This is a genomic window from Psychrobacillus lasiicapitis, assembly GCF_006861795.1.
In the GTDB taxonomy this organism is placed as follows: Bacteria; Bacillota; Bacilli; order Bacillales_A; family Planococcaceae; genus Psychrobacillus; species Psychrobacillus lasiicapitis.
Map to the genome: position 1 here is coordinate 194,649 of NZ_VDGH01000007.1, position 16,113 is coordinate 210,761.

Sequence of the window (16,113 nt, forward strand, 5' to 3'; positions counted from 1 at the left end):
ACAATCAAAAGGGGAGATTTGTTTGTTAAACGAAAAAACAATTGGGCAGATTGTAAAAGAAGCAGCGAGAAAGTTTCCAGAAACAGAAGCATACGTATATCCCGAGCAAGGGATTCGTAAAACATATAAAGAATTTGACGAAGAAACGGACGAGCTTGCAAAAGCGTTCATTGGAATGGGTATTCAAAAAGGGGAACATGTTGCAATTTGGTCTGATAACAAAAGGGAATGGTTACTAAGTCAGTTTGCAACAGGAAAAATGGGTGCTGTTCTTGTAACTGTCAATACGAATTATCAGGAAAGTGAATTGGAGTATTTACTACAACAGTCTGATGCAACAACGCTTATTTTATGTGAATCTTATAAAGGAACATCTTATCTGGATATTATAAGTGCTGTTTGCCCAGAAATCGAGAACTCAGAAAAAGGTAAAATACAATCTGAGAAATTACCACATTTTAAACGTGTCATCGTTATGAGTGAAAATGAATATACAGGAATTTATACTTGGTCTGATTTGCTAGCTCACGCGGAAAAGGTATCGGATGAAACATTAGCACAACAATCGAATTCCCTTCATAATGACGATGTTATTAACATGCAGTATACATCGGGTACAACTGGGTTTCCAAAAGGGGTAATGCTAACGCATAAGAATGTGGTGAATAACGGACAACTTGTTGGTGATTATATTCATCTCACGGAAAATGATCGTCTATGTATTCCCGTTCCGTTTTTTCATTGCTTCGGATGTGTCATGGGAACCATTGCTTCTGTAACGCATGGGACAACCATGGTCATTATTGAACAGTTTAACCCAGAAAAAGTATTACAAATGGTGCAGGACGAAAAATGTACTGCATTACATGGTGTACCAACAATGTTTATAGCGGAGTTAAATCACCCGGATTTTGCTCAGTTTAATTTAAAATCATTGCGTACTGGAATAATGGCAGGATCCATTTGTCCAATCGAAGTGATGAAAAAGGTAATAGAAGATATGGGATTGTCTGAAATAACTATTGCATATGGACAAACAGAATCATCACCCGTGATTACACAAACGAAGACAGATGATGCGATTGAAAAACGAGTTTCTACTGTTGGAAAAGCACATCCGGGAGTAGAAGTGAAAATCATTGATCCGGTAACTGGTGAAGATACACCTGCAGGGGTTCCGGGTGAGTTATGTACGAGAGGTTACTTAGTGATGAAAGGTTATTATAAAAATGAAGAAGCGACAAAATCTGCGATTGATGCAGAAGGATGGCTTCATACCGGGGATATCGCGGTTATGGATGAGGAAGGGTATATCGATATAACTGGTCGTATGAAAGACATGGTCATCCGTGGCGGGGAAAATATTTATCCAAAAGAAGTAGAGGAATTTTTGTATCAGCATCCATCCATTCAAGATGTCCAAGTAGTAGGAGTTCCTGATCCAAAATACGGAGAGGAGCTCATGGCATGGGTTATATTAAAAGCAGGAGAAAGCCTAACCATTGAACAACTAAAGGATTTTTGCAAAGGGAAAATATCACATCATAAAATCCCGAAATACATTGAATTTATCGATGCGTATCCAATGACAGCATCCGGTAAAATTCAAAAGTTCCTACTTCGGGAAATGTCGAAAGAAAAAGTCTTAGTATAAGATATTTCCCGGGAAATCGACAAAAAGAGATGACATATTTCTTGTTCATCTCTTTTGTTCTTTTATAACAGATAGAAAGAAGGACTGGCAATATGTATTTAGATCATATCGTTCATCACGTTACAAAGACGCCAAGTCAAGTAACACTAGAGTGGAATAAGGCTGGTATTCATGCAGTTATTGGAGGTCAGCATACATTTTGGGGTACATATAATGCACTTTTATACACGAAAAATAGCTATATAGAGTGGTTAGCAATTGAACATAAAGAAGTTGCTGAAAATGCCAAACATCCATTAATTAATCTATTATTACATGATTTGAGATCAGCTCCTGGGTTTGGAACGATTTGTATTCGTACGACATCCATTGACGAATTACATAAGCAACTGGAAGCAAAAGGTATAGAAACCTCAGGAGTATTACATGCTGAAAGAAAAACAACCAGTGGTCTAATACGTAAGTGGAAGATGCTGTTTGTTAAAGAAGAAATAAGTGATGCCCTCCCTACGCCATTTTTCATTGAATGGGAGGAAAGTGATGAGGAACGCTATCAATCACTACGAGAAGATGGCACAATTAACGAAAGTAATTTACAATTAAGCATCTCAGCATGTGAGTTTCATGTGCGTAATCCAAGGGATATAATAAATAAATGGAAAAGGTATTTTGATTTGGTAGAAGAAGATGAACACATACTTCTATTAAACAATACAAAGCTAGTCTTCAAACAGTTAGATAACGGAACGAAAGAAAGACTAAAAGCAGTTCATATAGAAGGACTCAAGGATAAAGAAACTCTTGTGTATGAACAGGCAACGTATCACTTCCATTAGGAGGAGGAATTATTTTTGGAGGAATTTTTAGAAAAGGCGATCATTGTTGCGGTTAATTTGCAGCATGATGAGCATTTTGAATATGGATTAGAAGAATTACACAATTTAGCAGAAGCGCTAAATGTCGAAGTAGTGGGAGAGGTTACACAAAATCTAGAGCGTGTGACGAATTCGCATTATGTTGGAACAGGTAAAGTGGAAGAGATTAAAAACTTTTATGAAGAAGCTGGTGCCAATCTTGTTATTTTTAATGACGAACTAAGCCCTTCACAAATTCGAAATCTAGAGAGTGACTTAGAATGTAAAGTAATCGATCGAACGATGCTTATTTTAGACATTTTTGCCAGACGAGCAAAATCGAATGAGGCACAAATGCAAGTAGAATTAGCGCAGCTTCAGTATATGCTTCCACGACTAGTTGGACTCCGTGCTTCTCTAAGCAGACAAGGTGGAGGCACAGGTGGCGGTTTTAAAAACCGTGGTGCAGGGGAAACAAAGCTAGAGCTAGATAGACGTAAAATTGAAGACCAAATTGCCAAACTAAAACGAGAGCTAGAGCAAGTTAAATATCAGCGAGAGACGCAAAGAAAACAGCGTAAGAAAAATGCAATTCCAGTTGTATCACTAGTAGGATACACAAATGCAGGTAAGTCCACTATTATGAATCAATTACTTCATAAAGTAGGGCAGACAGATTCCAAGCAGGTGTTTGAGAAGGACATGCTATTTGCTACACTTGAAACTTCTGTTCGTCAGATTAAGTTACCAGACCAAAAAGAGTTTTTATTAACAGACACAGTTGGATTTGTTAGCAAGCTACCTCACCATTTAGTGAAAGCATTCCGTTCTACTTTAGAAGAGGCAAGAGATGCAAGCTTACTGCTACATGTAGTTGACGTTTCGAATGCCGAGCATCGTTATATGATGGACGTTACGAACGAAACGTTGCTCGCTGTTGGCGTAGAGGATATTCCGACTATTTATGTATACAATAAATCAGATTTGGCAGATATGAAATACCCTTATGTATCAGGGGAAAACATTTGGATTTCTGCTAAAGAAGGAGCAGGTCTAGACGAACTACTAGGGATGATTAAAAAGCAGATTTTTTCTGACTACGTTGTGTGCAGCATGTTAATCCCTTTTGACAGGGGAGATATTGTCTCGTATTTAAATGAACATGCGTCTGTAGAGTCAACTACTTATGAAGAAGAAGGTACACTTGTGAAAGTTGAATTAAAGAAATCCGATTATGATCGACTACAACAATTTGTCTTCGTAAAAGAATAAAAAGAAGCTTATCGCGTGTGCGATAAGCTTCTTTTTATACTTCCTGGAACTGGATATTATGCAACCTAGCAAAAATGCCATCTTGCGCAACTAATTCATTATACGATCCATCTTCTGCGATTCCGTCTTCGGTTACAACTAACACGCGGTCAGCATCCCGAATAGTCGCAAGTCGATGTGCAATAATAAGCGTAGTGCGATTTTCTGCAAGCTCCATTAATGATTTTTGAATTATTTTCTCTGTTTCCGTGTCAAGGGCAGAGGTAGCCTCGTCCAATATTAAAATGGGAGGATTTTTTAAAAACATACGAGCAATGGCAAGACGTTGTTTTTGCCCACCGGATAATTTAAGTCCTCTTTCACCGATTTGCGTATCATAACCTTGTGGTAGGCCGGCGATAAAGTCTTCTAAATGCGCTTTTTTTGCTGCCTCTCGAATTTCTTCGGTAGTAGCATCTTTTTTCCCGTACGCAATATTTTCTTCAATTGTTCCAGTAAATAAAAAGACATCCTGTTGTACAATTCCAATTTGAGAACGTAATGATTTCATTGTAACGTCTTGAATATTAAGACCATCAATTGAAATGGCTCCTTCATTCACTTCATAAAAACGTGGAATAAGTGAACAAATAGTTGTTTTTCCGGCTCCAGACGGCCCGACAAATGCCACTGTTTCCCCGGCTTTGATAGATAAATTGATATCATCTAATACAGATTTATGCTCATCATATCGGAAACTGACATTATCAAATTCAATATTTCCATTTAAATGAGTGACACTTAAAGCATTTGGTCGATCTTTAATCTCGGGTTCTTGTTCCATAAGATCCAAAAAGCGTTTAAATCCAGCCATCCCTTTTGGATATAGCTCAAGCAAAGCAGTGATTTTATCCACTGGTTTGATCAATACATTGACGTATAGGATAAAACCGACCAGTTCTCCTGGTTTAAGTGCTCCCTTATAAGTAAACCAAGCTCCCACAACAAGTACTACTAATGTTACAAGACGAGTCATCATATAAATACTCGAATGTGTGCCTGCCATTACTTTATAGGCTTTGAGTTTTGCAAGTCGAAATTGACCATTGTCTTGTTTAAAACGAGCTATCTCAAAACTTTCATTTGTAAATGATTGGACCACACGTACACCGGACACACTATCTTCAACACGTGCATTTACATCGGCGATTTTGCCATACATGTTTTTCCATGCCTTGTTCATCATGATGTTTCCATATGTAGCCACAATCGCTAAGAAAGGAACCATCACAATCGCAATAACGGCAAGCTCGGGATTGAGATTGAACATAATTATAAAAGCACCGATAAGGGTCATAATAGCGATGAATAAATCCTCAGGTCCGTGATGGGCAAGCTCACCGATATCAAATAAATCATTCGTAATACGGCTCATAACATGTCCGGTTTTTGTATTATCAAAAAAACGGAATGACTGTCTTTGCACGTGATTGAACAATTGCTGTCGCATATCCGTCTCGATATTAATACCGAGCTTATGCCCTAAATAACTCACGATATAATTTAGAAAAGTGCTCAAAATATAGACAAGCAACAGTAAAACACTAACTTTTACAATCATATCCCAATCGTTAGTTGGTAATAGATCATCAATAAACCATGACACAGCCATAGGAAATGCTAGCTCTAAGATGGCTACAAATACCGCACTACTAAAATCGATGACGAATAACCGTTTATGTGGTTTATAGAATGAAAAAAACTTCTTTAGCACCAAATCTCCCTCTTCCTTTTATACATAGTGACTATTATAGCGAACAATTTCATAAAACGAAATAATTGGATAATTTTTGACAGGGAAAAGAGAGGGCGTTATAATGAATGTCTCAATTTAGAAAAGAGGTAAAAGCATGTTTTCAAAAGAAGAGATAGTAAAGTCAGTCCCTCAAAAAGGATTCTTTGGGCATCCCAAAGGGTTAATGTCCTTGTTTTTTACGGAATTTTGGGAGCGTTTTTCATACTACGGTATGCGCGCAATTCTAATCTATTATATGTACTACGAAGTAACACAGGGAGGATTAGGACTAGACCGAACCACTGCTAACTCGATAATGGCAGTATATGGTTCCCTTGTTTATATGTCAGGAATTATTGGAGGCTGGATAGCCGACCGCCTATTTGGTACGACAAGAACTGTATTCTATGGTGGAGTTTTAATAATGCTCGGGCATGTCGTATTGTCGTTTCCAGGTGGAATTACGCCACTATTTATTTCGATGGCGCTGATCATCATAGGAACAGGGTTATTGAAGTCTAATATCTCCACAATTGTTGGTGATTTATATTCGGAGAAAGACGCTCGTCGTGACTCTGGATTCAGTATTTTTTATATGGGTATTAACATGGGTGGATTCCTTGCACCTTTAATCGTTGGTACTATTGGTCTGGAGTATAATTTCCATTTAGGTTTTGGACTAGCAGCAGTTGGAATGGCATTGGGATTAATCGTCTTTTTACTAACTAAGAAAAAAAATCTTGGATTAGCTGGTTCGTATGTGCCGAATCCAATGTCTAAAGAAGAACGTAAAAAGGTATTTAGTAGAATTGGTATTGTCATTGTAATCGTATTAGTTCTTGGCTATATTTTAGTGCAACAAGGGATTATGACAATCGATGTATTTACAATGACGGTATCTATTTTAGGTATTGTTATTCCTACTTTGTATTTCATCGTAATGTATAGAAGCGATCGAACAACGGATGATGAGAAGTCAAGATTGCTTGCTTATATCCCGTTGTTTTTAGCGGCAATGATGTTCTGGGCAATACAAGAACAAGGATCGAATATACTGGCCCAGTATGCAGATGAGCGTGTTAATCTAATGATAGGATCTTTTGAGATTTCACCAGCATGGTTCCAATCGTTAAATCCGTTATTTATTATTGTGCTTGCACCTCTTTTTGCTTGGATGTGGCTAAAACTTGGCGATAGACAACCATCTACACCTAAAAAGTTTGCTTTCGGATTATTCTTTGCAGGGATGTCGTTTATTGTAATGATCATTCCAGCGTATATAAATGGAACAGAGACACTTGTTAATCCATTTTGGCTTGTACTTAGCTTCTTCTTAGTAGTGCTGGGTGAGTTACTACTATCTCCAGTTGGTTTATCTGCAACAACGAAGCTGGCACCAGGTGCGTTTGCCGCTCAAACAATGAGTTTATGGTTTATGACGAACGCATCTGCACAAGCAATCAATGCACAAGTGGTTAAACTGTATTCACCAGAAAATGAAGTTTTATACTTCGGTGTAATCGGTGTTATCGCACTTGTAATTGGGTTGTTATTGTATTTAATGACGCCTTTAATCCAAAAGTACATGCGTGGAGTGAAATAAGTTATAACCAAAAGTAATCTAATAGAGATTTTTGATGCGAAAGGGATGCGACAGATTGCATCCCTTTCGTATTTTTTATATAGCATGGATTAATGATTGTATTGGAAATGGATATTCATAAAAATAAATGAAACCTTTCTGAAACTTTACTCGTATAATAATTATTAAAGCATGAAGGGATGATAACTAATATGAAGAAATGGACAACGCTTATCGCGGTAGCCACATTATCATTAGGTTTAGCTGCATGTAACGAGACTGCTAAACCAGCAGAAAAGACAGAGGTAACAGAAAAGAGTAATTTAACACTTCAAGAAGTATATGATAAATCTATTGCTGCATCAGAAGAACTGAAGAGTGTACGAGCAGTAATGGATCTAAATCAAAAAATGAATATACCGAATGAAGAAAATGAATTAGAAATTAGCTCGAAGATGGATATGGAATATATAGTAGACCCTATGCAGATGCATCAAAAAGGGACTTCGACTGTAAGTGGATTGGTGGAAGGTATGTCTGATCAAACATCTAAAACTGAGAGTTACATGACTGCAGATAATTTTTATGTATACGATGAGTCTACTGGTACTGGACAGTGGATGAAGCTTCCACAAGAAATGATGGCGGGGATTATGAACGCTTCGGAACAAGCGAATGCGTCTGACCAGTTGAAGCAGATTGAAGGATATTTAGATGAATTTAAATTCGAACAAGATAATGATAACTATATTTTAACGCTTGAAGCTTCAGGTGAAAAATTCACAGAATTAGTAAAAACGCAAGTTGATGAAGTAATGCAATCAATGGGTATGGGAGAAGAGGTTCAAATGGATTTCGATATTCACTCAGTAAACTATTTGATTCACATTGATAAAGAAACGTTCCAAACGAATAAATTAGATGTTGTCTTTGATATGGATATGGATATAGACGGTGAAAAAATGAACATCGTACAAGATGTAAAATCTACTTTCTCTGGTTTCAATGAAGTAGAAGAAATCGTCATTCCACAAGAAGTAATCGATAACGCTGTAGAATTATAAGATGAAATAAGCTAATAAGACTGCTCCCAGCTGTTGTTGTTATAAAAACAACAGCTGGGAGCAGTTTTTTTATTGGTTAGGAAACTATAGAAGATTTAGAGATGTGGAAACTTTTTTAAGTAACAGTATAGAAAAAATGCGCGGTAAATTGTCCTATTAGGAGTTCACTATGATTTTCGCTTCAGGCGGACGCTTTCCGCCTGCATGGCTTCAATCTCCTCGTCGCTAACGCTCTGCGGGGCTTTCAGCTCATGCTATTCCGGCAGGAGTCGCCGCCTTCCGCTTCAATCATTATGGATGGGCTGCTAATTTGGTGTCTGCAGTTATCAAAGTTATAAATTTATCAAGTTTACCACTGCAAATAATTAAACCAAACTAGTAAAGGCTATCACCAAATAAGTAGCTCGTTTATTAGGATAAAGCTCGGTTCATCTTTTTCAACTAGTTATTGGTATCACATCTCCTCTTGTTCCATAATATTTCACATTTCTCTTATCGCTCACCCTCGCGGAAAGCGTCCACCCTGTAGCGAAAATCCCAGCGGACACTTCATTCAACTCACTACCGCGCAGTTTCCCTATTAAGTGCGTTATTTTATTTTATCGTTCCCATAAGCTTAATTGGGCATGTGACAGGCGCTTAGCGCTTTTGTTCTTGGAGCCTCATTTTAAATAAAACTGCTTTGAATAAAAAATCTGTGGCTCTATCAATTTAATAAAATTACACAGTCAAAAACTGTTTAAGCAAGTTGAGACTGAATAAAAAGGTACTTTTCTTTGTTTTTCACTGCAGGCGGTGGGGTGGACGCTTCATTCATTTAACACACTTAGTCGCAGTTTCTCTACAATGTGCAAACTCTTATTTTAGTGAGCGGATTTTATAAATTTTAATCTAATCTATAGTAAGATTGTATTAGAGTAACATATCTTATATATAGTATATTGTTAATTGAAAACCGTTTTCATTCTTTGGTTGACTTGTATATGCAAGATGCTATAATAAAATGGGTGAGTAAATGATAATGATTTTCACTATCGTAAACTCCTAAATAGGACTTAATAGATAGAAATAAATAAAGCTATCCAGTAGCACTTTGTCCTTATCTTCCTTTGTCGGAGGAAGATAAGTTTTTCCAGCGTACTTGCTGGATAAGAATATCAGAACTTCTATGTAAAACAAATTGAATACTCAGTGTTGGCAATAATTTTCACTGAGAATAAAAGAAATATGGGGTTTAAAATGAGACTGTGGATGTTGATTATTGCAGTAATCATCCTATCGTTTATTTCGCTATTTATTGGTGCGATTAACATAAAGCCAAGTGATTTGCTTAATTGGGAATCGTTAGAAACACAAATTTTCTTAATTAGTCGTTTACCAAGATTATTAGCTATTATTTTAGCTGGCGCAGGGATGGGCATTGCAGGTTTAATTATGCAAAGTTTAAGTAGAAACAAATTTGTATCGCCAACAACGGCTGGTACGCTCGATGCAGCAAAACTAGGAATTATTATATCCATGATATTCTTTACCGGAATGTCTTATATCGGGCAAATTGTTTTCAGTTTTGCTTTTGCTTTAATCGGTACATTTATTTTTATGCAATTACTTGAACGAATTAAGTTTAAAGATGCAGTATTTGTTCCACTTATCGGGATTATGTATGGAAATATTGTTGGTGCAATATCTACCTTCTTAGCATATGAAGCCGATATTTTACAAAACGTAGATACATTTTTCCAGGGTAGTTTCACACTAGTTGTCTCTGGACGTTATGAGCTTCTTTACGTAGCTGTACCGGCGATTATTATTGCTTATATCTATGCAAATAAATTTACTGTAGCAGGTATGGGTGAGGATTTTGCTAAAAATGTAGGCTTAAGCTATCGAACGGTATTAAATATTGGACTAATTATTGTCGCTGTTATTTCAACGACAGTCATTTTAACTGTTGGTGTCATTCCATTTTTAGGGTTAATTGTACCAAATCTTGTTTCCCTATATTTGGGGGATAATTTACGTAAAACTATTCCACATACTATTTTTATGGGTGCAGCATTCTTGTTAATCTGCGATATTATTAGCCGCTTAATCGTACATCCATTTGAAATTCCAGTAAATACAACTGTTGCAGTAATCGGTAGTGCGATCTTCTTAATTATGTTATTTAGGGGGAAAGCATATGCGAAAAAATAGTACGAAGCTAATTATATTGGCAGTTATTGCTATCATATGTATGTTGTTATTTGCGTTTTACAATATTCAAGGTGGTTTTAGTTATGCTTTTCCGAAACGTTTAGAGCGATTATTTGCAATGGTTATTACCGGTACTGCAATTGCCTATGCGACAGTGGCATTTCAAACCGTAACCCACAATCGATTATTAACACCATCGGTTATGGGAATTGACTCCATGTATGAGATCGTTCAAACGATTATTTACTTTTCTTTAGGATCGTCTTCGATCTTTGTTGTCAGCCGATACTTAAACTTTGGCGTGTCTATTATTGCAATGGTTTTATTTGCTTTAGTTTTATATCGCTTCTTGTTCCGTGCAGATAAGCATCCGATCTTCTTATTACTTTTAGCAGGTATGATTATCGGTACACTACTTGGAAGTTTAGTTACCTTTATGCAAGTAATTATTGATCCAGTAGAGTATGAAAGCTTACAGGCCCGATTGTTTGCTAGCTTTATGAACGTCAAAACAGAGCTGCTATTTATATCAGCAGGTATTGTAATTTTAGCGTTTCTTTATGGTACACGAATATTACATAAGTTAGATGTTATGTCTTTAGGACGTGACAATGCCATTAACTTAGGTATCAACTATGACAAAATGGTTTTACGTATATTAATTTTGTCGTCCATTTTAATTGCAGTATCTACAGCTTTAGTAGGGCCGATTACGTTTTTAGGATTAATTGTTTCCAACTTAGCGTATCAGTATTTTGCTACATATAAACATTGGGTCTTGATTGTAGGTGCAAGTTTAATAAGTATTATTGCATTAGTCGGCGGACAATTTTTAGTGCTTCATGTATTCCATTTATCTACAACGATTAGTGTAATTATCAACTTTATCGGTGGTCTTTACTTTATTTACTTATTACTAAAGGAAAGTAGGAAAGCAGGATGATTGAGATTAAAGGGCTTTCTAAAAGCTTTGGGAAAAAAACAGTTGTCGAAGATGTTACATTGAAAATCCAAGCAAAAGCCATTACGTCCTTTATTGGACCTAATGGTGCGGGGAAATCAACGTTATTATCGATGGTAAGTCGTTTATTAGATGCGGACACTGGTGAGGTATTGTTAGATCAATCAGATGTAAAAAAAATGAAATCAGATTCATTTGCGAAACGTGTAGCAATTTTAAAGCAAACTAACCATTTGAACATTCGTTTAACGGTTAGAGAGCTTGTTTCTTTTGGACGTTATCCATATTCAAAAGGTCGTTTAAACGAAGCAGATCATAAGTTTGTGGACCAAGCGTTAGAGTATATGAATTTAACTGACATGCAAGATAAGTTTTTAGATGAGCTTTCAGGTGGTCAAAAGCAGCGAGCATTTATTTCTATGGTTATAGCGCAAGATACTGATTATATTTTACTCGATGAACCTTTAAACAACCTAGATATGAAGCATTCTGTTCAAATCATGAAAATCTTGCGTAAACTTGTAGATGAATTAGGTAAAACGGTTGTTATCGTATTGCACGATATTAATTTTGCCTCTGTCTATTCTGATCGTATTGTTGCGTTGAAAAATGGACGTCTAGTAAAAGATGGTCCAACGCATGAAATTATTAATTCAACGGCTTTACGTGAAGTTTATGATATGGACATTCCTGTTCAAGTACAGGATGGTTGTCGAATTTGTGTATATTTTAATTCACATAATTGATATTAATTTTTTATAAATTTAAAAGTGATTGACAATTGTAGTAGACTCATTTAGAATATGACTTAGTTAATTGATAATGATTATCACTATCAAATAAGGAAGATATATTAGGAGGAGAAATTTAGCATGAAGAATTGGAAGTTTTTAACCGCTGCATCTGCGTTAGTATTAATGCTAGCTGCATGTGGATCAGAGGAAGCAGAAACACCAAAAACAGATGATACAAACCAAGCAACAGAAACAGAAAAAGAAGAGGTAGCGGAAGAGTCAGCATTCCCAATGACAGTATCTTCGTTAAGTACGAATCGTGAAACAGAAGAAGGAGCTTCTATTACATTTGAAGATATTACTTTAGAGGAAGAGCCAGAGCGCATCATCTCTTTTGACTACGGGTTCTTAGATACACTGGATGCTTTAGGTGTTGAAGGTATCGTAGGTGTAGCAGCTAACGGCGGTAAAGGAAACATTCCAGAACACTTAAAAGAAAAATATGCACCAAGCGATGAGATTACAGACGTTGGTACATTAAAAGAAATCAACTTCGAAGCAGTAGCAGCTGCTGACCCGGATATCATTTTTATCTCTGGTCGACAAGCTCCATACTATGAAGAATTAAAAGAAATTACGCCAAATGTAGTATTTATTGGTTCGGATAACACGAACTATATTGATGCAGTTTATGAAACAGTTGACCTAGCAGCTGAAATCTTTGATAAAGCTGATAAAGCGGAAGAGCTAAAAGCTGCATTACAAGAAAAAGTGGATGCTGTAAAAGAAAAAGCCGCTGGCTATGAAAATGCATTAGTTGCGATGTATAACGACAAAAAAATCTCTGGCTTTGATAATGGTGCAGATTCTCGTTTCGCTTATGTATATAATGACTTCGGTTTTAAACCATCAACAACTGATATTAAAGCATCGTCACACGGATCTGACTTTTCTTATGAATCCGTACTTTCTGTAGACCCGGAAGTATTATTAATCGTTGACCGTACAGTTTCAGATGAAGCAACGATTAAAGCAGATATCGAAAACGATATTATTAAACAAACTCGTGCTTACAAAGAAGGCAAAATCGTATACTTAGATGGCACGAACTGGTATTTCTCAAGCAACGGTGTAACAACTGAAGCAGCTAAATTACAAGAAATCTTAGATGAATTAAAATAATTTATCCTCAAAAGGAGCTATTCTATTCGTTTATACGAATAGGGTAGCTCCTTACTTTTTTATATTAAGGGTTTTATAGGTCGCGAACTGTTATGGTCAAATGTTCATTCGCCGGTAATTTGGAGGCATGGAAAAGGCCACCAACTTCAGAATGTGTATTTACATGGAGCATGCAAACTATACCATTGTAGAATAAATAATTAAATAATGCTGTAAGTATAATAATCTACAAGGAATTAAGCCTCGTGGATTTTTTTTATTTCTTCTCATATTATAAGTTTAAAACAAGATCGTTTGGTGGCTTTCACTAGTAATTTGGTTGCTTTCCATGACTGATTGATTGCTCTTAGTCATTAAATGGATAAGAATGTAGTGATATACTTCGTATTATGGGATATTGCGTAGTAAATAGCCGCCAATCTATGCTCTATTGCTAAAAGAGCATCCGCTAGATTGGTTTTGTCGCGTTCGAAGCATTATATCTCATTCAACCAGATTTAGCTATTCGCTAATAACAGGTTTTTATCAAGAACAGTTGGAACCAAGCAAGTGCTTCCTGCAATTGTGTATTGTATTTATGTAGTCTATACTTTTGTCATGAATAATTTTGAGAGGAGTGGGGTACAATGAAAAAATGGTTTTATCCACTTGGACTTGTAACACTACTTGGATTTGCTGCATTATATATAACTTTTACATCAGAAGAAATGGTGCAACTGGATCGTAAAATGAGCGAACTTATTTATGGCAACCAATTCATCACGTTATTTCATTATATAGGAGAACAGAAATTTATAGTCATTATGATGTTAATCTTGTTCGCCTACTTATGGATACGCTCGAAAAATTATCGTGGTATGTTATTTGGATTGTTTTCGGTTGGTGTAGGGAACGTACTCAACCAGCTTATGAAAAAGTGGGTGGAAAGAGAGCGTCCAGATATTCCGAATCAGCTAGAAAGCTTTAGTTTTCCGTCTGGGCATGCGATGGTTGGATTATTGTATATATTTACGATTGCTTATCTCTTAGCCGAACATCAAACGAATAAAAAAGTTCGTGTGTCCATATGGATTGGTGCACTTATACTTACCGTTCTCATCGGATTATCGAGAGTTGCAGAAAGTCGCCATTATGCTACAGATGTGTTTGCAGGCTGGATGGCAGGGTATACATGGTTTATCCTCGTAGTATTATGGTACGAGTTTCGAAGTAATATTTTTAAAAAGAATAGTCCCTAGAATCCTTTCCTCCTCTTGGAAAGGATTTTTTCAAAAGGAGTGTAAGAAGTATGTTTGAACTACCGGATGAACTAGTCACACTTGGCAAAAAAAGAATAGAAGGATTTCCAGTGGAAGGCTTTGTGAGAGGGAAAGGACCTAAAAATCCTACTATCCTGCTAATAGGAGAAGCACCAGGTGAGAATGAAGCAGTCCAAGGTATGCCATTCGTAGGCAGAGCAGGGGATGAATTAGTGAAATCTCTTGCAAGCATCGGTTTAACAAGAGATAACGTCTATATGACAAGTGCGGTGAGAAGTCGTCCGTATATATGGAAAGACAAGAAAACAAGAAATGGTGAAATAACAAAGAAAAAATACAATCGTCCTCCTACTAAACAAGAAATATTTGCCCATGCACCTGTACTCGATTATGAACTAACCCATATAGCGCCAGTCGTCATTGTTACGTTAGGCAATGTGGGACTGCAACGGTTACTTGGCAAAGATGCAAAAGTATCTGCTTTACATGGGCAGTTAATCGAGCATGAGGTACAGCATTTAGCGTCGCTAGAAGAAAATAAATTTATATGGTCTGAGGAAAAGTATTTAATCATTCCAACGTACCATCCCGCTGCTGTATTTTATCGTCCTTCCAATCGGGATATATTAGAAGAGGATTGGGCGAAAATAGGGCAATATATTGATTTAGTAAATTAAAATTTCTTAAGTCTAAAAGAATTGCACATGGGAAACTTAATGCGTATAATAAATGAAAATCGTTATTTAGAAAGAAGTTGGTACAGGTGGACGGGAATGTTGTCTTTGCATTATTACTTACGTTATTTGCAGGTCTAGCAACAGGGATAGGTAGCTTACTATCATTGTTAACGAAACGTACAAATACGAAGTTTTTATCTATGGCATTAGGTTTTTCTGCAGGAGTAATGATTTATGTCTCATTAGTGGAAATATTTGTGAAAGCTAAGGATTCGTTAACAGAAGAACTCGGTACAACAAACGGGTATTGGATGACAATTGTTGGTTTTTTTGCCGGGATGATTTTTATTGCAATAGTAGATCGTTTACTGCCGAAAATAGGAAACCCACATGAAGTAAAAAGTGTAGAGGACATGGACAATGGACCTTCTAATGCGGAGTATACGAAGCTGATGAAAATGGGGGTCTTTACTGCGTTAGCAATAGGAATTCATAATTTCCCCGAAGGTATTGCTACATTTGCATCCGCATTGCAAGATCCTAGCTTAGGAATTGCAATTGCGATAGCAGTTGCCATTCATAATATTCCGGAAGGTATCGCTGTAGCTGTACCGATATACTATGCAACTGGTAATAGAAAAAAAGCATTTAAATTATCCTTTCTTTCAGGGCTTGCTGAACCGGTCGGAGCATTTGTTGCATATTTAGTATTAATGCCATTTTTAAACGGGGTTGTTTTTGGAGTAGTTTTTGCTGCAGTCGCAGGTATTATGGTGTTCATTTCTTTAGATGAATTACTACCGGCAGCTAAAAAGTACGATGAAACACATTCTTCTATATATGGTGTAGTAGCTGGAATGCTAGTGATGGCACTAAGTTTAGTATTAATGGCATAAACGCAAAA

The 16,113-nt window shown here is 36.6% G+C and carries 13 protein-coding genes; 12 read left to right on the forward strand and 1 reads right to left on the reverse strand.

Going from position 1 to position 16,113, the window contains the following annotated elements; translation table 11 throughout:
- Positions 1-22: 22 nt before the first annotated feature.
- From FG382_RS13330 to hflX, 3 genes are all read left to right on the forward strand, one after another.
- On the forward strand, positions 23-1,654 hold the full coding sequence (locus tag FG382_RS13330; protein ID WP_142539380.1) for an AMP-binding protein: 1,632 nt from the start codon (positions 23-25) through the stop codon (positions 1,652-1,654).
- A gap of 92 nt (positions 1,655-1,746) precedes the next feature.
- Positions 1,747-2,490, forward strand: a complete 744-nt coding sequence (locus tag FG382_RS13335) for a VOC family protein (protein ID WP_142539381.1) — start codon at positions 1,747-1,749, stop codon at positions 2,488-2,490.
- A gap of 15 nt (positions 2,491-2,505) precedes the next feature.
- Positions 2,506-3,780, forward strand: a complete 1,275-nt coding sequence (hflX, locus tag FG382_RS13340) for a GTPase HflX (protein ID WP_142539382.1) — start codon at positions 2,506-2,508, stop codon at positions 3,778-3,780.
- A 34-nt stretch (positions 3,781-3,814) separates the two neighbouring features.
- Here the strand turns inward: hflX and FG382_RS13345 are convergent, their stop codons facing one another.
- Positions 3,815-5,533: an ABC transporter ATP-binding protein gene (locus FG382_RS13345; protein ID WP_142539383.1), complete on the reverse strand. Its 1,719-nt coding sequence runs from the start codon at positions 5,531-5,533 to the stop codon at positions 3,815-3,817.
- 136 nt (positions 5,534-5,669) lie between these two features.
- On the opposite strand from FG382_RS13345, the gene FG382_RS13350 reads away from it, so the two are divergent.
- The 9 genes from FG382_RS13350 (at position 5,670) to zupT (ending at position 16,105) form a co-directional block, all read left to right on the forward strand.
- Positions 5,670-7,157, forward strand: coding sequence for a peptide MFS transporter (locus FG382_RS13350; protein ID WP_142539384.1), 1,488 nt, complete (start codon positions 5,670-5,672; stop codon positions 7,155-7,157).
- A 191-nt stretch (positions 7,158-7,348) separates the two neighbouring features.
- Complete coding sequence (locus FG382_RS13355; RefSeq protein WP_142539385.1) at positions 7,349-8,200, forward strand: DUF6612 family protein; 852 nt, start codon at positions 7,349-7,351, stop codon at positions 8,198-8,200.
- A 1,239-nt stretch (positions 8,201-9,439) separates the two neighbouring features.
- On the forward strand, positions 9,440-10,396 hold the full coding sequence (locus FG382_RS13360; RefSeq protein ID WP_142539386.1) for an ABC transporter permease: 957 nt from the start codon (positions 9,440-9,442) through the stop codon (positions 10,394-10,396).
- Complete coding sequence (locus FG382_RS13365) at positions 10,383-11,339, forward strand: iron chelate uptake ABC transporter family permease subunit (protein WP_142539387.1); 957 nt, start codon at positions 10,383-10,385, stop codon at positions 11,337-11,339. Before FG382_RS13360 ends, FG382_RS13365 begins: the two co-directional genes overlap by 14 nt.
- Positions 11,336-12,103: an iron ABC transporter ATP-binding protein gene (locus FG382_RS13370; protein WP_142539388.1), complete on the forward strand. Its 768-nt coding sequence runs from the start codon at positions 11,336-11,338 to the stop codon at positions 12,101-12,103. Before FG382_RS13365 ends, FG382_RS13370 begins: the two co-directional genes overlap by 4 nt.
- A gap of 126 nt (positions 12,104-12,229) precedes the next feature.
- Positions 12,230-13,273: a siderophore ABC transporter substrate-binding protein gene (locus FG382_RS13375; protein ID WP_142539389.1), complete on the forward strand. Its 1,044-nt coding sequence runs from the start codon at positions 12,230-12,232 to the stop codon at positions 13,271-13,273.
- A gap of 626 nt (positions 13,274-13,899) precedes the next feature.
- On the forward strand, positions 13,900-14,511 hold the full coding sequence (locus FG382_RS13380) for a phosphatase PAP2 family protein (protein WP_142539390.1): 612 nt from the start codon (positions 13,900-13,902) through the stop codon (positions 14,509-14,511).
- A gap of 50 nt (positions 14,512-14,561) precedes the next feature.
- Positions 14,562-15,209, forward strand: a complete 648-nt coding sequence (locus tag FG382_RS13385) for a uracil-DNA glycosylase (RefSeq protein ID WP_142539391.1) — start codon at positions 14,562-14,564, stop codon at positions 15,207-15,209.
- Positions 15,210-15,295: 86 nt separating this feature from the next.
- Complete coding sequence (gene zupT, locus FG382_RS13390) at positions 15,296-16,105, forward strand: zinc transporter ZupT (RefSeq protein WP_142539392.1); 810 nt, start codon at positions 15,296-15,298, stop codon at positions 16,103-16,105.
- Positions 16,106-16,113: the final 8 nt, after the last annotated feature.

Excerpts from the sequence above, each read along its gene's own strand:
- FG382_RS13335 (WP_142539381.1), top strand. The coding sequence starts at position 1,747 with ATGTATTTAGATCATATCGTTCATCACGTTACAAAGACGCCAAGTCAA.
- FG382_RS13350 (WP_142539384.1), top strand. The coding sequence starts at position 5,670 with ATGTTTTCAAAAGAAGAGATAGTAAAGTCAGTCCCTCAAAAAGGATTC.
- FG382_RS13355 (WP_142539385.1), top strand. The coding sequence starts at position 7,349 with ATGAAGAAATGGACAACGCTTATCGCGGTAGCCACATTATCATTAGGT.
- FG382_RS13360 (WP_142539386.1), top strand. The coding sequence starts at position 9,440 with ATGAGACTGTGGATGTTGATTATTGCAGTAATCATCCTATCGTTTATT.
- FG382_RS13365 (WP_142539387.1), top strand. The coding sequence starts at position 10,383 with ATGCGAAAAAATAGTACGAAGCTAATTATATTGGCAGTTATTGCTATC.
- FG382_RS13370 (WP_142539388.1), top strand. The coding sequence starts at position 11,336 with ATGATTGAGATTAAAGGGCTTTCTAAAAGCTTTGGGAAAAAAACAGTT.
- FG382_RS13375 (WP_142539389.1), top strand. The coding sequence starts at position 12,230 with ATGAAGAATTGGAAGTTTTTAACCGCTGCATCTGCGTTAGTATTAATG.
- FG382_RS13380 (WP_142539390.1), top strand. The coding sequence starts at position 13,900 with ATGAAAAAATGGTTTTATCCACTTGGACTTGTAACACTACTTGGATTT.
- FG382_RS13385 (WP_142539391.1), top strand. The coding sequence starts at position 14,562 with ATGTTTGAACTACCGGATGAACTAGTCACACTTGGCAAAAAAAGAATA.